The organism is Nostoc sp. (genome assembly GCF_036917535.1).
Classification (GTDB): Bacteria; Cyanobacteriota; Cyanobacteriia; order Cyanobacteriales; family Nostocaceae; genus Nostoc.
The window spans coordinates 15330-37801 of the sequence record NZ_JBALDA010000039.1; the positions used below are offsets into that span (position 1 = coordinate 15330).

The 22472-nt window shown below is 42.5% G+C and carries 21 protein-coding genes and 1 pseudogene; 6 read left to right on the plus strand and 16 right to left on the minus strand.

The features are described from left to right. The first annotated feature begins 58 nt into the window (after window positions 1-58). Window positions 59-529 (plus strand): alpha/beta hydrolase, encoded by a 471-nt coding sequence (locus V7K56_RS13640; protein ID WP_334911244.1) that lies wholly within the window; start codon window positions 59-61, stop codon window positions 527-529. Here the strand turns inward: V7K56_RS13640 and V7K56_RS13645 are convergent. From V7K56_RS13645 to V7K56_RS13675, 7 genes are all read right to left on the minus strand, one after another. Further along, entirely contained in the window at window positions 526-723 is a 198-nt protein-coding gene (locus tag V7K56_RS13645) for a hypothetical protein (RefSeq protein ID WP_334911246.1), read from the minus strand. The genes V7K56_RS13640 and V7K56_RS13645 overlap by 4 nt on opposite strands. Before the next feature lie 219 nt (window positions 724-942). Continuing rightward, the gene (locus V7K56_RS13650; protein WP_334911247.1) at window positions 943-1563 is read right to left on the minus strand and encodes a low-complexity tail membrane protein; all 621 of its coding nucleotides are present in this window, start codon (window positions 1561-1563) and stop codon (window positions 943-945) included. 105 nt (window positions 1564-1668) lie between these two features. Next, a complete protein-coding gene (infB, locus tag V7K56_RS13655) occupies window positions 1669-4842 on the minus strand; it encodes a translation initiation factor IF-2 (RefSeq protein ID WP_334911248.1) in 3174 nt (1057 codons plus the stop codon). A gap of 480 nt (window positions 4843-5322) precedes the next feature. Continuing rightward, a complete protein-coding gene (locus V7K56_RS13660) occupies window positions 5323-5592 on the minus strand; it encodes a YlxR family protein (RefSeq protein ID WP_334911250.1) in 270 nt (89 codons plus the stop codon). A gap of 148 nt (window positions 5593-5740) precedes the next feature. Beyond that, entirely contained in the window at window positions 5741-7024 is a 1284-nt protein-coding gene (gene nusA, locus V7K56_RS13665; RefSeq protein WP_334911251.1) for a transcription termination factor NusA, read from the minus strand. A 300-nt stretch (window positions 7025-7324) separates the two neighbouring features. Then, window positions 7325-7786 carry a ribosome maturation factor RimP gene (gene rimP, locus V7K56_RS13670; protein WP_334911253.1) on the minus strand — a complete coding sequence of 154 codons (462 nt, stop codon included), beginning with the start codon at window positions 7784-7786 and terminating at the stop codon, window positions 7325-7327. 191 nt (window positions 7787-7977) lie between these two features. Beyond that, the gene (locus tag V7K56_RS13675; protein ID WP_334911255.1) at window positions 7978-9426 is read right to left on the minus strand and encodes a hypothetical protein; all 1449 of its coding nucleotides are present in this window, start codon (window positions 9424-9426) and stop codon (window positions 7978-7980) included. Between the two features lie 527 nt (window positions 9427-9953). Between V7K56_RS13675 and V7K56_RS13680 the strand changes: the two genes are divergently transcribed. Beyond that, window positions 9954-10631: a peptidoglycan-binding domain-containing protein gene (locus V7K56_RS13680; RefSeq protein WP_334911257.1), complete on the plus strand. Its 678-nt coding sequence runs from the start codon at window positions 9954-9956 to the stop codon at window positions 10629-10631. A 31-nt stretch (window positions 10632-10662) separates the two neighbouring features. Here the strand turns inward: V7K56_RS13680 and V7K56_RS13685 are convergent, their stop codons facing one another. Together V7K56_RS13685 and V7K56_RS13690 are read right to left on the minus strand one after the other, a co-directional pair. Continuing rightward, entirely contained in the window at window positions 10663-11556 is an 894-nt protein-coding gene (locus tag V7K56_RS13685; protein ID WP_334911283.1) for an SDH family Clp fold serine proteinase, read from the minus strand. 104 nt (window positions 11557-11660) lie between these two features. After that, window positions 11661-13550: a serine/threonine-protein kinase gene (locus V7K56_RS13690; protein WP_334911259.1), complete on the minus strand. Its 1890-nt coding sequence runs from the start codon at window positions 13548-13550 to the stop codon at window positions 11661-11663. Between the two features lie 294 nt (window positions 13551-13844). Between V7K56_RS13690 and V7K56_RS13695 the strand changes: the two genes are divergently transcribed. Further along, complete coding sequence (locus V7K56_RS13695) at window positions 13845-14765, plus strand: c-type heme family protein (RefSeq protein WP_334911261.1); 921 nt, start codon at window positions 13845-13847, stop codon at window positions 14763-14765. Window positions 14766-15052: 287 nt separating this feature from the next. Here V7K56_RS13695 and V7K56_RS13700 read toward each other — a convergent pair whose 3' ends face one another. Beyond that, on the minus strand, window positions 15053-16297 hold the full coding sequence (locus V7K56_RS13700; protein ID WP_334911263.1) for a serine/threonine-protein kinase: 1245 nt from the start codon (window positions 16295-16297) through the stop codon (window positions 15053-15055). 356 nt (window positions 16298-16653) lie between these two features. Here V7K56_RS13700 and V7K56_RS13705 point away from each other — a divergent pair, with 356 nt between their 5' ends. After that, a complete protein-coding gene (locus tag V7K56_RS13705; protein ID WP_334911265.1) occupies window positions 16654-16887 on the plus strand; it encodes a hypothetical protein in 234 nt (77 codons plus the stop codon). Here V7K56_RS13705 and V7K56_RS13710 read toward each other — a convergent pair. Beyond that, complete coding sequence (locus tag V7K56_RS13710) at window positions 16879-17712, minus strand: Uma2 family endonuclease (RefSeq protein ID WP_334911267.1); 834 nt, start codon at window positions 17710-17712, stop codon at window positions 16879-16881. The genes V7K56_RS13705 and V7K56_RS13710 overlap by 9 nt on opposite strands. Before the next feature lie 618 nt (window positions 17713-18330). Here V7K56_RS13710 and V7K56_RS13715 point away from each other — a divergent pair. Beyond that, entirely contained in the window at window positions 18331-18798 is a 468-nt protein-coding gene (locus tag V7K56_RS13715; RefSeq protein ID WP_334911269.1) for a hypothetical protein, read from the plus strand. A 407-nt stretch (window positions 18799-19205) separates the two neighbouring features. Here the strand turns inward: V7K56_RS13715 and V7K56_RS13720 are convergent, their stop codons facing one another. The 4 genes from V7K56_RS13720 to V7K56_RS13735 form a co-directional block, all read right to left on the minus strand. Continuing rightward, complete coding sequence (locus V7K56_RS13720) at window positions 19206-19514, minus strand: DUF5615 family PIN-like protein (protein WP_334911271.1); 309 nt, start codon at window positions 19512-19514, stop codon at window positions 19206-19208. Next, window positions 19501-19827, minus strand: a complete 327-nt coding sequence (locus V7K56_RS13725) for a DUF433 domain-containing protein (RefSeq protein WP_334911273.1) — start codon at window positions 19825-19827, stop codon at window positions 19501-19503. The genes V7K56_RS13720 and V7K56_RS13725 overlap by 14 nt, the downstream gene beginning before the upstream one ends. A gap of 186 nt (window positions 19828-20013) precedes the next feature. Beyond that, entirely contained in the window at window positions 20014-20232 is a 219-nt protein-coding gene (locus V7K56_RS13730; protein ID WP_334911275.1) for a hypothetical protein, read from the minus strand. Next, window positions 20229-20618, minus strand: coding sequence for a hypothetical protein (locus V7K56_RS13735; RefSeq protein WP_334911277.1), 390 nt, complete (start codon window positions 20616-20618; stop codon window positions 20229-20231). Before V7K56_RS13735 ends, V7K56_RS13730 begins: the two co-directional genes overlap by 4 nt. Window positions 20619-20699: 81 nt before the next feature. Here V7K56_RS13735 and V7K56_RS13740 point away from each other — a divergent pair, with 81 nt between their 5' ends. Next, window positions 20700-20837: a hypothetical protein gene (locus V7K56_RS13740; RefSeq protein ID WP_334911279.1), complete on the plus strand. Its 138-nt coding sequence runs from the start codon at window positions 20700-20702 to the stop codon at window positions 20835-20837. 63 nt (window positions 20838-20900) lie between these two features. Here the strand turns inward: V7K56_RS13740 and V7K56_RS13745 are convergent. Further along, a pseudogene (locus V7K56_RS13745) lies at window positions 20901-22472 on the minus strand (hypothetical protein); the annotation flags it as partial.

The window sequence follows — 22472 nt, forward strand, 5'->3', positions numbered from 1 at the left end:
ATTTTTTAGGGCTGCGTCGCGTCTTAGTTTTAGTAGGCATTATCTCTGTCTTCTGTTTTTGTCCACTCCTGCCTTTGCAGCAGAACGACTAGTGCTGAAGTATGGTATCTTCCGTGAATCATTTTCTGTAGAGGAACTATCCACCTTTGCCCAAACAGGTGAACTCTCAGGTTTACTAAGAGTTAATTTAGCTTTGGCGCAACAAGACCCCAAAGCCATTCGTCAGTATTTAACAAAGCCAATAAAGGTAAACCCTGTATTTTTAGATAAAGTACTGAATAGCCAGATTGGTAATATTATTTTGGATCAAATTAGTCAAGTTATTTCTACACCGTCTCAAAGAGCAAATCGGCAAGCTTTACGAGCCGCTTTGGTACTTTCTGCGAATCAAGACGGGCAAGTGTCGCTGATTGAAATTATTAAGAATTATACCACAAATGAAGTGGAAGTTGATGGCGATCGCTTGCAGGGTGCATACCGTCAACTCCGCCGTTTGCAAACAAGCTTACAAGATTTATTACGTGTTTAGTAAGCTAAAGTTTCTAAAGTTTCTCTTAAATACCTCTGTACTTGATGTTCCAAGAGAATTCCCTCTAATTGAGCATCGCGTTCTAGTTGCCAGCGTTGAAAACCGGAACTAGTGGAGATCGCACATTTGAGGCTATACCAAATTTCAGTATCAGCAGAAAATTGGCGATCGCTAGAAGCTGGAATTTGAGCCATAGTTCCTTATTCCTTTATTTTAAACTTCAACGGTAACTGGACATTAGGCATTGGGCATTGGTTATTTATTTTCCTCTGCCCCCCTGCTCTTATCTCTAGCCCTTTAAAGTGAAATACAGCAGAATTCAGGAGTAAACACGCTTTATATATATCTGGGTAACAGACTTAGCTCATGTATCTTACCAACTTGAAATCCGCTGTAATCTACTTTAGAGGCTACTATGAATCTGTATTTATCCTAAACAAGGATTGCAATAATCGGGGCACGATTTGATTAACTCGCACTCCTAAAATAGTGAAATCTTGCTTAATCTTTTCTAAAGATAATGGCTCGATGCCAGCGAATTCTGTCTCATTAATCACCAAAACTCGCATTACACTCACAGGTATTTGTAAAAATAGATTGCCACCCAAAAATGCTAATCCCGCCAGCACTAGTGCAAGACTGCGCCATTGTGGGAGAAATTTAGCTGAATTTGCTACTAATGGGGCAATTTGGTAAAGATACCACAGTATCCAAACCGACAAGACCGCTGCCACCAATGCCAGGATACGATTTAACTTTGTATTAATTAAACAGAGAATTTTTCGCTGCCGCTCAGTCAGATTTTCTGGTTTTTGGGCTATTCCTAAAAGAGCAAATATATAAAAAGGGCGACGCAACTGCATCCATAGCAGGGGGAGAACACCAATAGCGGCAACTAAGAATAGCTCCATCCAGACTGGTAAAAATGGCTCGCCTACAGACAAGAACAATAAGCAGAGTACTAAAAAAACAGGCAACGTTGCTAAACCAGCGACGTGAATCCACAAAATAGGTTCAGAGCGAAATGAATGCATATTATAAAAAGTTGTGAGTTAGGAGTTAGGAGTTAGGAGTTAGCAGTCTTTAACTCCTAACTCTTAATTTATCACTCCTAACTTCTAACCATTTTACCCTCAACACTATCTCGTTAAGGTGAGAGTGCGGCGCTTTGTAACCATTTGATAGGCTTCGATGATGTCACCATCAACCCAATCATTGAATTTATCGATGCCGACGCCGCATTCATAACCGGCATTGACCTCACGGGCATCTTCTTTCATCCGTTTTAAGGAGTCAAGGACGCCTTCATAGATCACCTTACCGCCGCGTCGCACCCTGACTTTGCAGTTACGAACTAGCTTGCCAGATTGAACGTAGCAACCAGCAACCGCACCACGACCGACTGGGAAGACGGCACGGACTTCGGTTTGACCCAAGGGTTCTTCCACCAACTCTGGTTCCAAAAGACCTTCCAAGGCATCTTGGATATCTTCTAGGAGTTTGTAGATTACGTTATATTCCCGGACATCGACACCTGCTTCATCGGCGGCTTGTCTAGCGCCACTGGCAAAGGTGGTGTTGAAGCCAATAATTACGGCGTTACTGGCAGCGGCTAAGTCGATATCTGTCTCGGTGATTTCCCCAGCAGTAGCCAACAGCATCCGAATTTGGACTTCGTTTTGCGGGATTTGCTTGAGCGCTCCCACAATAGCTTCCACCGAACCTTGTACGTCTCCTTTCAAGATCAAGTTGAGTTCTTTCAACTCGCCTTCTTGTGCTTGAGCCGACAGGGTTGTGAGGGTAACACGTCCCTGTAACAGGCGGGATAAGCGTTGTCTGTCTGCGCGATCGCTAGCGAGCGCTCTGGCTTCTTTTTCGTTCTCGAAGACCTCGAACTCGTCGCCTGCTGCTGGCACATCACTTAAACCTAGTACCTCGACAGCAAAGGAAGGAGAAGCAATGTCTACTCTCTTGCCTCTGTCATCCACCATCGCCCTGACTTTACCGAAAGCCGAGCCAGCTACCAAGATATCTCCCACATGCAGGGTGCCATTCTGAATTAGCAAGGTAGCAACTGCTCCCTTAGCTTTATCCAGATGTGCTTCAATGACAGTTCCTTTGGCGGTACGATCTGGGTTGGCAGATAGTTCTGCAACCTCTGCTACCAGGAGAATCATCTCTAAGAGCGTATCCAGGTTTTCACCTCTGATTGCACTCACGGGAACCATGATCGTATCACCACCCCAATCTTCTGAGGTCAGACCATACTGAGTGAGTTCTTGTTTAACGCGTTCTGGCTGTGCCCCTTCTTTGTCAATTTTGTTGATTGCAACAACAATTGGTACTCCGGCTGCTTGGGCGTGGCTAATGGCTTCAACGGTTTGGGGACGGACGCCATCATCAGCAGCTACTACCAACACGGCAATGTCTGTTACCCGCGCTCCTCGTGCCCGCATAGCTGTAAAGGCTTCGTGACCAGGAGTATCCAGGAAGACTATTTGCTGCGGTTTGCCCTCATGTTCCACATCCACATGGTATGCACCAATGTGTTGAGTGATCCCACCAGCTTCGCCAGCAGCCACTTTTGTTTTGCGGATTGAGTCGAGCAAGGTTGTTTTACCGTGGTCTACGTGACCCATAATTGTCACGACTGGCGGACGGCGGTGGAGATATTCTAGGTCTTCTGCGCCGACCATTTCCGTAATTTTCCGAGCTTCTGCTTCTCGTTCGGCGGTTTCAACTTCTATTTCTAGTTCTTTTGCTACCAGGGTAATTGTGGGAATATCTAGATTTTGAGTGATACTCACCGCCATACCTTTAAGGAACAGGATTTTGACAATCTCTGTATCGGCAACGGCTAAAACGTCAGCTAGTTCTTGCACAGTTAACGGTCCTGTAATCACCACTTTTTCGGGGCGATCGCGCTTTGTCTCGGCTTCTTGGCGACGGTTTTGCTGATGGTCGCGCCCAGTACCAGATTTGGAACCAGACCTGGAACCAGACTTTTTCGCTCTTGCTGTTGGGGCGCTAGCAAGGGTTGCACCTGGTATCTGTGCAGGTCGAGTCGCTTTCGGTTTGGGAGGACGAGCGATAGAAAGGCTGACTTGGACTGTGGCTGGTGAGTCGATATCATCATCATCCAGCAAATCTTCTTCAAACTCATCATCAAGTATGGGTTTGATTCGCTTGCCTTTTACACCAGTTTTTGCCTTCTCTTTAACCTCGTCAATTATTTCCTCTTCTACCCACTTTTTGCCACCTTTGGTCGGTCGAGGCGGACTTGGGCGTTTCAAATCGAGGAGATCCGGTGTGACTGGTTCATCACCCAATCCTTGAGATTTGCCCACTATTCCTGACATCTGTCTGGGTGGAGTAGCGGTTGGCATTGCGGCTGCTACTGCTTCACTTGGACGTGCTGGTCTGGGTCTTTGTCCTTCTCCCAGTTGTGATGGAGCAGATGGTCTATTGCCTCTCTGCTCTGGTCTGCTGGGTGCAGGGGTAGGACGACTTGTTCTTTGTGGTGCAGATGGTGGAGACTGGTCTGTTGGCAGTTTAGCGACTCTCGGCTTAATTTGCTCGCGATCGCCTTCCGCGGGTCGTAGCCGTTGGTCGCGTTTGAGGATCGGTTTATCTGCCTGAGATACGGGCGGCTCATCTACCATTTGGGCTTCTTCTGCCGCAGGTCTGGCTGTAGGAGCAACTAGTTGTGGTTTGATCGGTTTTTCCGATTTTGGTCTGGGTGGAACTATTTTTTCCGGTTTTTGGGATGCTATTTTTTCCGGTGCCGGATTTGGATTAGGCGTTTGTTCCAACTTAGCGTTCGCAGGTTGCTCTTGAGTCTCAGATTGAGTCCGGGGCACAGGGGGCACAGGTCGAGTTGGTGCTGCCGGTTTTTGGGGTGAGACTGGTGTAGCGAAAGGCCGTGGCGGAGAGGGAGGATTAGCTTCAGACAAGGCAGCTTGGGTATTGTTAGCAAGTGACGCCTCTGGGGCGTTGGGAGTAGTATTTCTCAATATTTTGGGTTTGCGTATTTCCAAAATTTGCTGTTTGTGGGGTGCAGCAGGTCGGTTACGTCCGCCGTTGGGTGGTGAATTTGGCTTATGGCTGGTTGTACCTAGTTCCTTTTTGGCTGACACATTCGTAGCTGCTAGCTTTTCTGCTGCCGCCCGGATGTTTTCTGCCTCGGATTCTGAAATCGTGCTGCTATGACTTTTGACCGCAATATCGAGCTGGTCGCAAATTGCTAGTAGCTCTTTGTTATCCAAATTCAATTCCTTTGATAATTCATAAATTCTAACTTTGCCGTTGTTCATCCACTCTTCCCCTTTAATTTACAGTTTTAGCGGATGGTTGCCTGGGAGTGCGACATCTCCATCCTTGGATTACTGTTTTTAGACTGCCGTTCAGTTTTTGCCGGTGCCTCCAATCAGGAAAGAGAGATGTTTCGGTTTAATAATGGCATCCCCACCAGGAATGATGGTTGAGGGATACCCATAAAAATTTCTTAAATAAAAGATTTTTATAGGAACCCTTGACGCCGAACTGCGCCTGAGCGCTACCAGGTTGCCATTTTGTAGTTTCTTGTTTTGTTGATTCTGAGTCTTCCACAACACAATCGATTACATTTTGTTCTGGGAATGTTGCCTCGCCCCTCGTTATTGGAGAGCCGAATGTTTTTTACACCCATTTACTATTTTGGCACTAACCTTAACGAGCAATAGGGAGTGAGATGAAAGCGCGACTTCGGCTTTCGACACAATTCCTCTAATGATTACGTCACAAAGTTGTTCCAACTAAATTTGGTTTTGGGTATTACTGCGGGCTAGACGTTGCGACAAGCTTTGGTACAGTGCTTCTGACACTGATGCATGTAGCGATCGCCCTAGTCGATTTTTTTTTTGAGCCGCTTGTAAGCAACTCTTTTCTGGACAAATATAGGCAGAACGCCCCATGCCCTGATCCAATTGTACCTTTCCCGATGGAAAGACGCGGACAATCCGCCAAAACTCATCTTTTGAGCCTACTTTATGGCAACTAATACAGCGCCGATAATTTGGTTTCATCGGTTCTTTGCGATCTTAGTCCAGGATTTTGGATGTAAAAAGAAGTTTATTATTACTATTTTTTACTTATACCAAGTAGCCTTTGAGAAAATAATCCTTGAGACTAAGATTACAGTCTACAGTATCAAAACTTTACAAAATTAATTAATTATTCATCATCGTTATTGTCAAAACTATCTTCCTCTTCTAATTCGTTCTGATTTTCATCCTCGAATTCTTCTTCAAAGTCCAAGTCGTCTTCTGATTCCTCTGATTGATATTTTGTTCTGACGGCTGCAAATTTGGTATCCTCTGCTGCATAGTCATACTTAGCTTTGTCTTTAATGTCTATTTTCCAACCAGTTAGACGGGCTGCCAAACGGACGTTTTGTCCTTCTTTCCCAATAGCCAAACTCAATTGATCTTCAGCTACAAGTACGTGAGTTTGCCGCGATTCTGGGTCCATCAGGCGTACTTCATCTACTCGTGCTGGACTTAAGGCATTAGCAATGTATGTTGCTGGGTCTGGCGACCAGCGAATTACATCTATTTTTTCACCGCGTAATTCATTGACTACCACTTGAATTCGCGATCCCCTGGCTCCAATACAAGCACCAACTGGGTCTACATCGCGATCAAGAGTATCTACTGCTATTTTAGTCCGGGGACCAACATAACGGGAAGGGGGGTTTGCCTCCCTAGCTACGGCAACAATCCGTACCACCTCATCTTCGATTTCTGGGACTTCGTTGGCGAAAAGATAAACTACCAAACCAGCATCAGCACGAGACACAAGCAACTGTGGGCCTCGTTGCTGACCTTGGGAGACTTTTTTGAGATATACCTTGAAGGTGGCATTTGCTCGATAATTATCGTTGGGCAACTGTTCCCGCTTCGGTAATTCGGCTTCTACTTCTGGCTGACCAAAGCCGCTGCTAACTGCTAAAACCACTGATTGTCGTTCAAACCGCAAGACTCTTGCTTGCAGAACAGTTCCTTCTAAATCTTGGAACTCTTCTTGCACCATCTGGCGCTGTTGATCCCGTAATTTTTGTGCCAATACTTGCTTGGTTTGCATCGCCGCCATTCGACCAAATTCTCCTTGGTCGGGGGTAACATCCAGCACTACAGAGTCCCCTAACTGCGCTTCGGGAGCGACTTGTTGAACTTCGTCTAGGGAAATCTGGTGGTCTGTATTATTAACTTCTTCGACAATGGTTTTGGTGGAAAGAACGCGAAATCCTTCTTCTTCAATATCGAGTTCTACTTCAAAATTTTCAAAATAATCTTCCTCAAACTGTTTGCGTTCTAAATTTTGGGCGCGACGATAACGTTCGTAGCCTTTGAGTAGTGCTTCTCTAATAGCTGATTGAACTGCAAGCCGGGGTAAATTCCGCTCGCGACTTATACTTTCAATTAATTCTTTTAATCCAGGTAAAGTAACCATTGACATAAGCAATCTCCTTTAAAAATTAGGAACTAAAGACTGGGCATTGGGCATGGGGAAGAGGACAAGAGGACAAGGAAAATTGGGAACAAGGGAAAAAACTTGTTGCAAGTTCTCATCTCTTGTCATACCAATTTGAAAAAAGAATGCGACAGATACATACGGACATACCTTTGTTCTGTCTGGCTTTCTTAATTTTGAATTTTGAATTTTGAATTTTGAATTGGTATCACCTTGTCTCCCTTGCTCCTCTGCTCCTGTGCCCCTCCAATCCCTAGTCCCTAGCCTCTAGCCTTAGTAACTTGTTTATCGGCGCTCCTGTAACTGCACCTTAGTTATTAGGGAGCGGGGAATTTCGACTACACGACCTTTTTGATTTAAGTAAAGTGCTGTCTCATCCCGACGAATCAACTGACCAATCCATTCTTGTTGTCCGTCGTAGGGTGGCGAAGTGGAGATAATCACAGGAAATCCTTTAAAGCAAATAAACTCCCTGTCTGTTACCAATTGCCGCGAAATACCAGGACTAGACACTTCCAAGACGTATGTATCTGGAACGATTTCCGCAGCATCTAAGGAGGTTTCTAAAGCACGGCTCATCCTCTCACAATCATTCAAACCGGTGTCTTGCTCAGGATTGCGAATGTCTACCCGCAAAACTGGTGGATTTTGGTTGGTGTGAAAAACCACGCCAACCACTTCTAATCCCAGTTCTTCTGCCACTGGTGTCGCCAAATCAATAATTTGTGGAACTAAAGGATGAGCCATGAGAGAATTCAATAAAAAAAGTGGGCTTCGACCCACTTCCTGCGATAGGTATATCTTCCAAGAAGTATTATGACGAACCAATGATGATTCGCCTAATTCGAGTTTAGCGCATTTCTTGGATAGTCATTAGTCATTAGTCATTAGTCATGAGTTAAAAATGCTTCCGCTGCCCCTCTGCTCCCCTGCTTTACCTACCCTTTCCGTATTTTTGAGAGAGTAGTGCCTTTATCCACTACTGCAGGAACTGATACTTGTGTTCGTAGCTGCCTGGTTTGCTCGATAATTTGGTCTATGTCTTCTTGGGATAAACGCTGGACATAGTTGAGTTTGATTTCCTCTAAGAAGTCAAAAAGTAAGCTCTGAATTTCTGAAAGTACGTGTTTTTCTTTTATTTGAGATCCCAAAGCGTCACTGAAGCTTTGTACCAATTGACTGGTGAGTTTTGCGCCCACAGGGTCTTCAACAGCGCTCACTAAAGTTTTGTAAAGATTAGTTGTGATTTGGGTCGCCAGCTGTTCGCTTAACTGGGTTTGGGCTTGTCCTAAGCCAGGGAGGTTTTGGAGATTCCGGTAGACGGGGACTTGATGGAAGACGGTTTCGATGTTGTGGCACACAATGGCAACGATCGCAGGTTGAATCTCGGGTAGCACTCGGTAGACAATTGTTTTTACCAAAAGACCTGCGATCGCTTCCACTTCATTCACATTATTAATATCTATGTAGGGACGTAAATTTTCTTTTTGCGAGAGCCAGCTAGTTAATTCACCCCGCCGAATTGAACCCTGAACCTGATTAATCACTCTCACCACCACAATTTCTGTGAGTTCTTCGGCAAAATTAGCGATAATCCCCTGATTAAATTGCTTTCGTACTGGATGCAGATTCAATAACCGCGCTTGATCGAGGCGAATTAATATAGGTATGATTCGTAACCCCCGCCAAAATGGTATCAGTAAAAATAAATCGTACCAACGCCATAATAGTGCTTCTAACCAGCTAAACCCAGGATGTTGGCGTCTGAGCAAGAAGGTACGCCCTAGCAATTCTACGCCAAATAAAATCACAAATAATAAGTCAATCATCCAGAATTTATCAATAAAATCGCCATTTTCCCCGATTTGGCGGTAATAGTTACTGGCGATCAAAGGGCGGATGCTCTGGTTAAAAAAATTAATTTCTTTAGACCAGCCATTTTGTGATAGATATGGCTGACTCCAAAAAGTAGCGAAGGACTGTTTTGCAGATTCTTTGCGGATGTGTGATCGCATCCTTTTTTTGATTTTTTCCAGAGTCCCACTCTTATTCACTCCCGCAAACGGGTTACTGTCAATCATCTCGCTGCTCAGACCCCTTATTTCCTCTAGCCTGCTATTTACCTGAGGCGACTGTAACCCTGTTTGCTTAACTTGTTCTTCTAATGCGTCTATTGTTTTTAGATAGTTTTCTGTGTCTCGATGGAGTTCAATACCTTTTATTGGGTCATAAATTTTAGTAATTTGGGGAAGTTTTCGCAAGTAGAAATCTCTCCAAGGTACATAACTTAAATCAAACAAAACTAAACTTAAATTTACGGTGGCAGTAATTGCCATAAATCTTTCAAACCAAAGATTACGCTGCTTAGAAGATTTTATATTTCTCATTTTATGTAATATATGATACTTATTCTGGTGTTTAAAACATAAACTCTTTCATTTATTAATTTTCGGCCCTTTCTAACCAATTACAGCAATTTCCAGTCGAGTAGACCCCAGTAAAAGTGCACATCTGTCATGGGTGTCAACTTCAGCCCAAAACAAAACTCCTTTAAAACCTCTTTCTTTTCCAACCATAGGCTGAAAATACTCCTCATTGCAGCACATCCACAGGTAAAGAGACTGCCTTTTACTTTAAATTAATGCCAATGTACAGATGTGACTTTCTACCGCAGTTTAATCTTAAAAGGGTATTTTCGCTTCAAATGATAACCGCTGTCTCTTTGCTAATATAAGATACTTCTTTTGATGGATGACAGAAATTATTTTTTACAAACTTAGCTAAATTTAACAAAAAAAAATCACAATTTGTTCAAAATTCATTAAATAATCGTGAAAAAAGTTATTAAACAAACTTAAAATGCAGCTGTTAACGTTTATAATCCTGCTGATTTAACCCAAAGGAGTTTTTAAGTATGTGGTGTGGGTTTGGAAAATCAAGCGCAACCTTTGCTGTTACTTGCCTGATGACTGCTAGTTTGGTAATTACAGACACAGGTTTTGCAGCCCCTCGAAAAAGTTATACGCCCCAGCAATTCCGTGAGGTATTGCGGGGATTAGGCTATAACGTCAAGGTAACAAATAATGCTTTGACAGACGAGCAAACTAAAAAAGCAATTCGAGAATTTCAGACTGGTTATAAGCTAAAACCTGTTGATGGCATAGCAGGGCCAAAAACCCAAGATTTTGCTGCTAACATCGTTCAAATTCTGCACAGAAATTTGAATGCAGTGGTGAAGCCAAATCCTCCCCTGCCGCGCGATCATTTTTATGGTTCCCGTACGGAAGAAGTGGTGAAGGAGTATCAGAAGAAATATCAGTTGCAAGAAACTGGAATTGCTAACTTAGCACTCCGCCAAAAGCTGAATGAAGAAGCAAAGACACTCTTCAGTCAGCCGACAGCAACACCAACAACTAAACCAACAACTAAACCAACAACTAAACCAACAGCGACACCAACAGCAACACCGACTGCGACACCAACTGCAACACCAACAGCGACACCGACTGCGACACCAACAGCGACACCAACTGCAACACCAACTGCAACACCAACTGCAACACCAACTGCAACACCGACTGCAACACCCTAGTCGCCACAAAAAACTCCTATCCCAAAGCCCTTCAAGTCATCTGATTTGGTTCTTCTAAGGGTCTGCCTTTGGGTGTAGGTAGAATTGGACGGCGGTCATTGTAAGGCATAGGAATGTACTGCACGCTGGGTCGTCCTCCTTGTGGCTGTGGGTACAAATCCATAAGATCATAAATAGAATGGGGCAGTCCGACGGTTACGGGCAGCCCCATTTCTGTTGCTTCTTCAATAGTGATGGGATAGTCGTGGGTGACGCGTCCAGTTGTTAAGGTTTCGATAATCGGTTCGATGTTTTCTGGCAGAACTTTTTGTTTAGGTATACTGTCTTTTAGCAAAGTTCGCACAAATCGCTGTACCTGCTGAATTGCTTTGCGTGAGAGATCAGCCATAATTAAGGTTTGGTCATCAATCTCACTGATAGGTTTATCTTCAACTACTTTCAGGATACTGGCTGCGGGGTAATTGCCTAGTTGTGGATCAACTGGCCCTAAGACAGCGTTAGCATCCATAATAATTTCATCAGAGGCGAGAGCAAGCATTGTACCGCCACTCATGGCATAGTGGGGTACAAAGACTGTGACTTTTGCTTGGTGGCGAATTAACGCTCTGGCGATTTGTTCAGTAGCCAAAACTAAACCGCCAGGGGTGTGTAAAATTAAGTCAATCGGCACATCTGGGGGTGTGAGGCGAATTGCTCGCAATATTTGTTCTGAGTCTTCGATAGTAATGTAGCGAGATATAGGAATTCCCAAAAAGCTAATGGACTCTTGACGGTGAATTAGTAAAATCACCCGACTTTTGCGTTCCTGCTGGAATTCTTGTAAAGAACGCAAACGCCGATATTCTATTTGACGTTTTTGCCAAAGAGGTTGCAAAGAAGTCAGAAGGAGGAAAATCCAAAATAAATCACCAATACCAAAGCCCATATAATTTTTATTGTTCAAAAATAACGGTTGCCGTCATTATTGTCACAAATTTGGGGCGATCGCAGTTCTATCTGTAGGTTTATAGGAAAATTACGAATTATTTACTACTTTCTTCGCCAAATTTTAATAGTGTCGTCATCACTACCGCTAACTAGGGTTTGGCCATCGAGACTGAAGGCAACACATCTAACATAGTTGGAATGCCCTGTAAGTGTGCTGATTTCTCTACCACTGTGTATGTGCCACAGCTTGATAGTGTTGTCCCAACTGCCACTAGCGAGAAATTGTCCATCCTGGCTAAAGGCGACTGACCAAACAGAATCAGAATGACCAATGAGAGTACGAATTTCTTTGCCTGTATTTATATGCCAGAGTTTAATTGTGTTGTCACCACTACCACTGGCGAGAATTTCGCCATTTTTGCTAAAGGCGATACAGTTGACAAAGAAGGAATGACCTGTGAATGTGTAAATATTTCTGCCTGTATATATTTGCCAGAGTTTAATTGTGTAATCATTGCTGCCACTAGCTACTAACTGTCTCTCCTGGCTATTAGTTGCAGGCGTTCTTGGAGAGTAAGCGACTGACGAAACTGGGTCGGAATGACCTGTGAAAGTTTGGATTTCTATGCCTGTGTGTACCTGCCACAGTTTGATTGTGCAGTCAGCACTGCCACTAGCCAGAAACTTGCCATCTGGACTAAAAGCAACGGAATTCACCCAATTAGCATGACCAGTGAGGGTACGAATTTCTTTACCTGTGTTGACATCCCACAATTTGATTGTATTATCCCAACTCCCGCTAGCTAAGATTCCCCGATTTAGGTCTGTAACTCCCGCAGATTTGCCAGACTCGCCTTGATAAGAAAAGTTTGAAGAGATTGGGCTAAAGGCGACGGAATGAACCATACTAGAATGACTAGAAGACCAACGACCCAGTTGACGCACTAGCTTACCAGTGCCCACTTGCCAAAGTTTGATCGTCTTGTCATTACTGCCACTAGCAATAAATTGCCCGTCTGGGCTAATGGCGATCGCATGAACCATACTAGAATGACCTTTGAGGGTCTGCACGCATTGCCAGTTTTGCCGATCTAATACAACAGGTACAGGTAGTTGCAGTTTAGGGGTTATCACTAAAGTAGATGATATTTTGGTTACATCTTCCCCTGTATCAGAACCCAATAAATCTAACCACTCCTGCACAGACTGGGGACGATACGTTGACTCCAGATCCATGCCGCACATAATAGCCTGATTTACCCTATTGCTGATGTTGGGATTAAAATATTGTGGTGGTTCTAAATTAATATTGTGACGTCTATCATCTGCACTAGTTGGTACAACTGCGGTAAGCAAATTATACAAAGTGGCGGCTAGGGCGTAAATATCAATGTATTCTCCTCGCGGCGCCTCTGATTCATACTGTTCAGGTGGGGCAAAACCAGGAGTACGATACACTGTATGCCTTTGGATCGTATTAGGAACAAACTCTCTAGCGATGCCAAAGTCTATTAGTACTGCTTCTAATTTATGAATGCGGATCATGATGTTGCGTGGTTTGAGATCCCGATGCAACAGTCCTTTAGAATGGATTAGGGTCAAAGCATCACCAATTTGTCGGATGTAAAGTAGCGCTTCTGCCTCTGATAGCACTCCTATTCGCCTCAAGCGCTGTGCTAAGTCTTCCCCTTCGATGTAATCCATCACCATGCAGGGCAAATTCCCCTCATCGAAGATGGTTTCTATCTGTACTATATGAGGATGGTGGCACACAGCCAACCGAACTGCTTCATCACGAAAATCTTGCCGTAATTTGTTTCGGTGGAGTATCCAGGCGGGGTGATTCAGGATTTCTTCTTTGAGGGTTTTAATCACTCGCTGTTGATTTCGTTGATTTCTGGCAAGATAAGTAATGCCAATTCCGCCTTCACCTAGTTGGCTTTCAATAATGTAGCGTCCCCCGAATATAGACTTTCCTGCATTCCACACCATTAGTAATATTTGACAATTGCTGGTATTTATTTTGGCACGGTATCAGAACAGCCAATACGAATTTTTGGGAGTTCTATTTGAATTGCTGTTGTAGCTTTTTGGAACTTAGTTACTTAGATAACATTTTCATTAACCTCAATAATTACTAATAGTATAAAGTTGGATATAGCTTCATAGTTTTGTTTAAACTATACCCTTACATGAAAATATGAAACTTGATTGCTCATGCTAGAGTAAACAGTGACTTTAAATATATTTGTTTATAATAATTTGACTTGTAGGTAATCTCAAATTATGCTAAAAAATCTAAATTTGAAACAAAAATTTACAATTCTGCTACTGGTAATTTTGACATTTGGTCTGAGCTTGAGTGGATTTACTCTTTCTTCTCTACTGAGGGAGAATGCTAAGCAAGATATTAGCTCAACTGGTCTCATGCTCATCCAAACCATGAGTTCTGTTCGTAAATATACCAGTGATCAAGTGAATCCAGAGCTAGTTGATAAATTGGCTACTGAGTTTTTGCCGCAAACGGTACCTGGATACTCAGCACGAGAGGTGTTTGAAGTTTTACGGAAAACAACAGACTACCGTGATTTCTTTTATAAAGAAGCAACTCTCAATCCCACAAATCTTCGAGATAAGGCTGACGGTTTTGAGACAGATATTGTAGAACAGTTTAGAAATAAATCAGACCTTAAAGAAGTTAGTGGATTTCGCTCAATTCCTGGTGGGGATATTTTTTATATTGCTCGTCCCTTAGCAGTTTCTGAAAAAAGCTGTCTGGTCTGTCATAGTGTACCTGAAGCTGCACCTCAAAGTATGATTAGTCTTTATGGTGCTGCTAATGGATTTGGGTGGAACCTTAATGAAATTGTTGGCGCTCAAATTGTATCAGTACCTGCCAAGAATGTCATCAACAAAGCCAATCAGTCTTCATTAGTAATTATTTTGATTGTATCAACTATATTTATAGCGACTATCCTACTAGTCAATTTGTTCTTGAATCGACAAGTTGTGATGCCTCTCAAACGCATGACTCGCATAGCTGAAGAAGTTAGTACAGGACATATGGAAGTTGAATTTGAGCAGATATCTAATGATGAAATCGGTAATTTAGCTAGAGCCTTTAAACGGATGCAGTTAAGTTTAGAAATGGCGATGAAAAGAATCAAACGTACTCAAGGAAGTATAGGCGATTATAATAATTCATAATCAGGCTCTCTCAAGACGCTGCGCCTAGCTTGCTTTCCCGCAAGGATACGCAGGCTCGCTATCGCTATGCTAACGTAATAACCCTCTGTATAAGATTTTGTATGTAGTATATTTCTCCATAGAAGTATACAGATTCGCTTTGCGCAATACTAACGTTATTAATCTTTGTAAGGGGTATTTAGATCCTGCCAAAAAACCTTGTTACTTTATATTAGCTCTCTTGACTTAAACCCAGAGAATTAGTTAAGAGATTAAAAATTATTCCTCAATTCATGATGTCTAAATCTTTATGAAAATAATCTTTTTTTGAATTCAAAAGCTGCTTGAAAGTTAGGAATTTCCTTAGTTACAAGTTCAATAAATTGGTCAGCTGAAATATAAGGATTGTGAGCTAGTATTTCTTCTATAATCAGATTTGCCATTGGGCCGATATGGTAGGCTAATTCTTGCTGACAATGTTTGATAAATGCTGGTTGGAGTGAAGATTGTTGTTGTTCGATTTTTTGCCCAGTTTGTGGACTAGTAGGTGAATTAAAAATTGTTTCTTCAGGTTGGTTATATGACTGCGATGGAACCGATATAGCCCGAAATTCAGGGTTAAATACCGTAGCCGGTAAATCATCAACCATGATTGCAGAAGGCATTGCTATTTCTGGTTCTCTAATATACTCTAAATCTCTGAAAACTTCGCTGGCTGTTTGGTATCGCTTATTGGGCCTATCTTCCAACATATAATCAAGCACTTGAGCAAACCCATCAGTAACATAGGTATAATCACGCCAGTTCCATTCAAGTGAGTATTGATCCATTAGTAAAGATGGATCTCTAGCTGTGAGTAATACAATAGCAGTTACACCTAAAGCATAAAGGTCACTAGAGGGTGAACATAAACCCAAACTAATCTGTTCGCGGGGAGCATATCCCACTTTGCCGACAAGGGACATTTTACCGACAAACGTTACCTGTTGGTTGGAATTTCTTCCTTCATTGATGTCAGCAATTTGCTTACCTACCCCGAAATCAATCAGCACTGGCGTATCCTTGCCATCGGGTAACATGATGTTGTCAGGAGAAATATCTCGATGGATAATGTTGTGCTGGTGGACATATTCCAAAACAGGCAGCAGATTCTTTAGCCACTGTATAACTTCGTCTTCAGAAAAATTTCTTCCTTGACGTTGAAGTTCTCCTAGCAGTCTTGAATATGTTTTACCGTCAACATACTCTTGTACTAGGAATAGCCGACCATCTCCTTCAAAGCAAGCCAAAAACTTAGGAATTTGAGGATGTTGCAATTGATGGAGAATTTTTGCCTCTCTTTTAAATAAGTTACGATATTGTTCCAGTCCACTTTCACCTGTACCAATGGGTGCAAATTCTTTGAGAACACAGGCTTCATTAAACCGACGAGTGTCAAATGCTAAGTAAGTTCGTCCCAATCCTCCCTGTCCTAGAAGTTTTTGGATAATATAGCGGTTATCGATTAGAGTTCCAGCAGCTATTTCTGGTCTTGTCATCGGGGACTGTGACATGATCATCGCACTCCTAACGATTTTGTTGTTGATAAATTATCTAATTTGCTGAAAGTCAGAAACTCTAGCAGATAAAGGCTGATAACATCCTTTAAATTGAGGTTAGCACCACTATCAAGCCAAGGAAATACACTTTTCTACAATTTTCTGATGGTCTTGTCTACCAAATAGACAATTTTAACCTGAGTAATTTGATCGTACTACTAATACTTAAGTATTTTAGCAGCCGCAACATAATCAGTGTCTGCGGTAATATCTGCAAATGTTCAGGACATCGCCTTTTAGATTTGCTGCTGAACCTTATTTTCCTGTTAGTAACTCAATTGAAACTGCTTGAGGAACAGTAAGGATATAGGGTGACATCATGGTTTATCATCAAAACTGAGGTTGCTATAGATTTGCTGAAAGAAATATTATATGTATTTCAAGTGCTGAATATGCGATCGCTCTCAAAAATTAATCTTTCTGAGAACCTATATCATTATCAGATAGCTGCTTTGGTATCGGCTATCAAAATTTTCAGTGCAGGTGATTCCTCAAAAGCAGAAAATTATGCTGCGTATCAGAAAAGACTTGTGAAGCTACAATAATTCATCTAGTTCATCAGGATTCACGCCTAACTGACGCAAACGTTCTGCTAATTGTTCTGCTTTTCGTTTAGCTTGAGCAGCTTCTTGTTTAGCTTCTATAGCTTCTTGTTCTGCAATCATAGCTCGTTCAGTTGCAGCAGCAGCTTCCTCTGTGGGTGCGGGAATTAATTCTCCCGTCAAAGTGAACCACCTTAACCACAACTTTTCAATATCTCGAAATGAACCTTGCCATAAGCCTAAACTTAAATCTATCTCTGGCATTAGTAGGTATCCATTAGTTAAGTTCATCGGTTCATAGTGACTGCCGACTAACTGAAAAGCCCGAAGTTCATTAGTATAGCGACTAAATACAACATAGTAGGGAATCCGCAAAATTCGTTCATAAACTTCCCATTTGCTAGGAGGTTTATCTGCTGCAATTTCTCTTCTTGTGCCTAAATCTTCGTCTTCCGTACCCGGAGATAGTAACTCAACAACCACAAACGGATTTGCTGGCTCTTGCCAACTTACATAACTTAACCGTAAGTCTTGGCCTTTGTATAATTTTCCTACACCTACTACACCAAACCAATCTGGGCGCTTATACCACAAAGGATGCTGTAAATCATAGTAGAGATTAAGGTCAGCCGCACTATAAACTAGTTCTGGATTCCAGTTACCTGGCTGAAAAGTTAAGTATAAAAGTAAGGGTTGTAAAAAGTGAAAATCGTCTGGCAAGCCTGGTTCCTCTGGGTTGTCACTTGGTAAATCATACATCGTTGGTAGGGTTTCCCAAGGAGGAAGTGGGGGATCAGATTGAGGGATGTAATGGGGAAAAGAAGTCATAATAAAAATTGGGTTTGATATTTTTCGCTATTACTTTTATGGCTTTACCATACTTATTATGCTAGATTCACAGCTTCTAAGAGGGTGTTTGAAAAGTGGTATATTGTAATTTTTATCACATTCTTACTCCCCTTAATCCCCCTTGGAAAGAGGGGGGAATTAAGAAAATCTAGTTCCCTCCCCTTTCCAAGGGGAGGGTTAGGGTGGGGTAATAAAATATTTGATACATCAATCATGACTTTTCAAACATCCTCTAAGAGGGAATAGGGAATAGGGAACAGAAGTGAATAGATGTATACTGAGTTTTTTCACGTAATCAAATAGGATTCCTATAGAAGTAATAATGTTATTCCACAACTCGCTGCGAAGTGTTAGCACACCGCTCTGCTAACGCTAAATTTTGCAGATTACCTCTGCTACTATTATCTCTAAATGTTCGGCTTCCTTGGGTCAAATGCCACTGGACTCTAATCGTGAAACTTGCTCAAGATTGGTAATTAGCGAGATATCACTTGTTTAAAGGTATAAAAAAATTTTCTTAATTGCTTATAAATAACTATTACTGCCTAAATAACTTGGGGAATACTGAAATATAGTACCATTAAAGGTGTATGAAAAATGGCAGATAATAAAGTCAGTGCAAAACTTTCCTCCGCAGACAGGGAAGCCGTGATGCAAGCTATTACTACTATCCGCGAAAAGTTACCGTTCTTGATTGATTTGACAACCGAGGAGCGTAAAGCTTTACCTAAGCTGGGGGATAAGAGTCGGGCGTTTGTGAGTAAGGCGTTGGAAATTGGCACACAAAACCCTGACTTCTTACCTCGTTCTTTTGACTTAAATGATATGCGCCAAGATATCGAATTATTTGAAGCCCTGTATCCCATTTTGCTGTCGTTGACGCAACTGCAAGAACTGGTGGATGATACATCTGTAGCTGTTGGTAGCGAAGCTTATGCGGCGGGTTTGATGATATATAACTATGCTAAAGCCAGTGGTAAAGGCTCTGGTTTAGAGTCAATGATTGATGATTTAGGGCGGAGATTTGCCCGGAAAGCTAAAAAAGTACAACCACAAGCGTCGTAATTTGAGAAATTAACTCGACGCTGTTATCTAAAAACATAAAACTTTTTGCTCTGAGCTTGGGTGTTTTTGTTTAAAGTGAGACATTCCGAGTTCAGAGCATTAATATTTTAGTTTCAAGCAAGAACGTTTTTGTTTGCAGTGAGAACATTCCAGTTTCAAGTCAGAACATTCTGGTTTGAAGTCAGAACATTCTAGTTTCAAGTGAGAACGTTTTCGTTTGAAGTGAGAATGTTCCGGTTTGAAGTCAGAACGTTTTCGTTTCAAATTAAAAATTTGTGTTTACTCAACAGCTTTGATGCCTATCTTAGGTATTCTTGAATGATGAAAACTTGTCGGCTGGATTTGGGTTGGTTCTGCTTTTTGACGCGAATCAGGCGATTTTGCAGTGTCATCGCCCAAGCAAGACTTTATGACTTAATATCTTGCAAGTAGGCGTGGAGAGTTTGAGTTTGCGCTAAATAGTCTCTATCAGTTTTGCAGATAATGATGCCGTTGTGAGCAATGCCGCTATTATGTAAGGCAATGAAGTCGTCACGGTTAAGAGTGATGACGATTCGCTGGTTTTGTGTCGCAAAAATTAGAACTTCCTCATCAGGGATACCTTGATTTGCTTGTCCTGCTTCGTAGGAAGTTAGGACATCGTAGCCTAACTGGCGCAGTTCTCTGACTATATCCATAGGAAAATTTTCATTAGAATAAAGCTTAACCATCATCATCCTCAGTCAACGTGATGATTGCTCGGTCTAATTGTTCTTGGTGCTGTTCATAATAAGTCCAGGCAGCTTTTAAATCGTCATGGGTTAGGGTAGGGTAGTTTCGCAGCAACTCTTCCTCATCTGCTCCCTGTTGGCGAAAAGCCACCAGTGTCCACACAGGGATGCGCGTGTTGCGAATGCGTGGCTGTCCCCCGCAGACACCGACTGTCACTTGAATTGGCTGGCTGCTTAGTCGCTGTTGTAAAAAGATGCGCTCTTCTGGAGTGAGAGATTCAATAATTTGTACAAGTGAATCGACCAATCGCGTGTTCATTTAAGTCAAAATGATTGACAGATCTGTACAAGATGTGATTTATCCTAAAGTTAGTAGACCTTCGGGAAAATCAACAACTAATCTTCTGGTAAAAAGCCAAGGTAAACCGAGAAGTACTTCGGCAATTTGATCTCCTACAATTACAGAAATATTAAATTCCTGAGCATCTAAACTAACTATCCCAGTTTAGTATCTACACTGGGATTCTCCTTGTGCCGTCAGACGTGTTTCTTCACTCTCCACAAGTTCCCATCCCAGCGAGAGAGCATCTTGGGTATTAATCGCTAACCAGTCGGTAAAACCAGTGTCGAATAGAGCATCAACAGCAATAACTAAACCGTCAGATGCTACGAGGTCGATTTCAAAAATTAACTCTCCTTGGTTGCTGAATTTTCCTTCAATCAAGTTGTGTGACGATGCTCCTGTGGTATTAATTGGAAAGTACAAATTAGTCGAGAAGGGTGTTTTTGTTTTGCTTGCTGTTGGGCTAAAGCTTTATTGGCATTGAGAAAACAATCGCCGCTATCAGGTTCAATAGCAACATAGCAGTCAGGATAATGGTTGACTAATTCAGCACGTAGACAATCGTATATTTGACGCGCTCTTTTCACATATCCAGGGTTCGCTAATTTTGGTGAGAATTGATTTGTATACTGTCTAATTCCTATCAAAGGACGAACTATTTGGGAATGCTCTTGAGAATGGTGTTGATTTTTGACAGCAGAAGATTCTTGTGTAATTGATGACTTTTTATCCTCTACTGGTAGACCTTCACTTGCAAGATTGTTCATGGTTTTTGCTAAGAGAAGAATAATGATTGTTGATATTTTATCCTTAAATTATGGCGAAAAATAAGATTTACTGTTTGAGATATGCTTGAGTTTGATACAGTTTATTTCCAGCGACAACCCAAATATATTAAAAAGCTAATTGAGCGGCGATCGCACTCTATTATCAAACATTCTATATCTACAATTCTCAGTCATTCTCAAAGTGAGCGATCGCCGTGAGTATTGCTATTTAAGATAATAAGAACATCTCTTGCTGATACTTTCTTTGCTGTTATAGTACCACTAGCTACGTCGCCATATTTTGATGTTTCCGCCAGCATCTCCAGCAGCAAGCCAATTTGCATCGGGGGTAAACGCGACGGAACGAACTGAGTCGAAAAGACTGAGAGTGCAAATTTCTTTCCCTGTTGCGACTTCCCACAGCTTGATAGTCTTGTCATCACTACCACTAGCCAACATTTGCCCATCACTACTGATGGCGACGGAATTAACCCAGTCGGAATGACCACTCAGGGTGCGAATTTCTGAGCCTGTTGCCACATTCCACAGTTTGATAGTCTCGTCTCTACTACCACTAGCCAACATTTGCCCATCACTACTGATGGCGACGGAATTAGCCCACCAGCAATAACCACTCAGGGTGCGAATTTCTGAGCCTGTTGCCACATTCCACAGTTTGATAGTCTCGTCTCTACTACCACTAGCCAACATTTGCCCATCGCTACTGATGGCGACGAAATTAACCGAGTCGGAATGACCACTCAGGGTGCGAATTTCTCTGCCTGTTGCCACATTCCACAGTTTGATAGTCTTGTCATTACTACCACTAGCCAAGATTTGCCCATCACTACTGATGGCGACGGAATTAACCCAGTCGGAATGACCACTCAGGGTGCGAATTTCTGTTCCTGTTGCCACATTCCACAGTTTGATAGTCTCGTCTCTACTACCACTAGCCAACATTTGCCCATCACTACTGATGGCGACGAAATTAACCCAGTGGGAATGACCACTTAGGGTGCGAATTTCTCTGCCTGTTGCCACATTCCACAGTTTGATAGTCTTGTCATCACTACCACTAGCCAACATTTGCCCATCACTACTGATGGCGACGGAATTAACCGACCAGGAATGACCACTCAGGGTGCGAATTTCTGTTCCTGTTGCCACATTCCACAGTTTGATAGTCTTGTCATTACTACCACTAGCCAAGATTTGCCCATCGCTACTGATGGCGACGAAATTAACCCAGTCGGAATGACCACTCAGGGTGCGAATTTCTGTTCCTGTTGCCACATTCCACAGTTTGATAGTCTCGTCTCTACTACCACTAGCCAACATTTGCCCATCACTACTGATGGCGACGAAATTAACCCAGTGGGAATGACCACTTAGGGTGCGAATTTCTCTGCCTGTTGCCACATTCCACAGTTTGATAGTCTTGTCATCACTACCACTAGCCAACATTTGCCCATCACTACTGATGGCGACGGAATTAACCCAGTCGGAATGACCACTCAGGGTGCGAATTTCTGAGCCTGTTGCCACATTCCACAGTTTGATAGTCTCGTCTCTACTACCACTAGCCAACATTTGCCCATCACTACTGATGGCGACGGAATTAGCCCACCAGCAATAACCACTCAGGGTGCGAATTTCTGAGCCTGTTGCCACATTCCACAGTTTGATAGTCTCGTCTCTACTACCACTAGCCAACATTTGCCCATCACTACTGATGGCGACGGAATTAGCCCACCAGCAATAACCACTCAGGGTGCGAATTTCTGAGCCTGTTGCCACATTCCACAGTTTGATAGTCTCGTCTCTACTACCACTAGCCAACATTTGCCCATC

Bases quoted from the DNA above. Each gene is read 5' to 3' on its own strand.
- V7K56_RS13645 (WP_334911246.1), bottom strand. From the start codon at position 723: ATGGCTCAAATTCCAGCTTCTAGCGATCGCCAATTTTCTGCTGATACT.
- V7K56_RS13650 (WP_334911247.1), bottom strand. From the start codon at position 1,563: ATGCATTCATTTCGCTCTGAACCTATTTTGTGGATTCACGTCGCTGGT.
- infB (WP_334911248.1), bottom strand. From the start codon at position 4,842: ATGAACAACGGCAAAGTTAGAATTTATGAATTATCAAAGGAATTGAAT.
- V7K56_RS13660 (WP_334911250.1), bottom strand. From the start codon at position 5,592: ATGAAACCAAATTATCGGCGCTGTATTAGTTGCCATAAAGTAGGCTCA.
- nusA (WP_334911251.1), bottom strand. From the start codon at position 7,024: ATGTCAATGGTTACTTTACCTGGATTAAAAGAATTAATTGAAAGTATA.
- rimP (WP_334911253.1), bottom strand. From the start codon at position 7,786: ATGGCTCATCCTTTAGTTCCACAAATTATTGATTTGGCGACACCAGTG.
- V7K56_RS13675 (WP_334911255.1), bottom strand. From the start codon at position 9,426: ATGAGAAATATAAAATCTTCTAAGCAGCGTAATCTTTGGTTTGAAAGA.
- V7K56_RS13680 (WP_334911257.1), top strand. From the start codon at position 9,954: ATGTGGTGTGGGTTTGGAAAATCAAGCGCAACCTTTGCTGTTACTTGC.
- V7K56_RS13685 (WP_334911283.1), bottom strand. From the start codon at position 11,556: ATGGGCTTTGGTATTGGTGATTTATTTTGGATTTTCCTCCTTCTGACT.
- V7K56_RS13690 (WP_334911259.1), bottom strand. From the start codon at position 13,550: ATGGTGTGGAATGCAGGAAAGTCTATATTCGGGGGACGCTACATTATT.
- V7K56_RS13695 (WP_334911261.1), top strand. From the start codon at position 13,845: ATGCTAAAAAATCTAAATTTGAAACAAAAATTTACAATTCTGCTACTG.
- V7K56_RS13700 (WP_334911263.1), bottom strand. From the start codon at position 16,297: ATGTCACAGTCCCCGATGACAAGACCAGAAATAGCTGCTGGAACTCTA.
- V7K56_RS13710 (WP_334911267.1), bottom strand. From the start codon at position 17,712: ATGACTTCTTTTCCCCATTACATCCCTCAATCTGATCCCCCACTTCCT.
- V7K56_RS13715 (WP_334911269.1), top strand. From the start codon at position 18,331: ATGGCAGATAATAAAGTCAGTGCAAAACTTTCCTCCGCAGACAGGGAA.
- V7K56_RS13720 (WP_334911271.1), bottom strand. From the start codon at position 19,514: ATGATGATGGTTAAGCTTTATTCTAATGAAAATTTTCCTATGGATATA.
- V7K56_RS13725 (WP_334911273.1), bottom strand. From the start codon at position 19,827: ATGAACACGCGATTGGTCGATTCACTTGTACAAATTATTGAATCTCTC.
- V7K56_RS13735 (WP_334911277.1), bottom strand. From the start codon at position 20,618: ATGAACAATCTTGCAAGTGAAGGTCTACCAGTAGAGGATAAAAAGTCA.
- V7K56_RS13740 (WP_334911279.1), top strand. From the start codon at position 20,700: ATGCTTGAGTTTGATACAGTTTATTTCCAGCGACAACCCAAATATATT.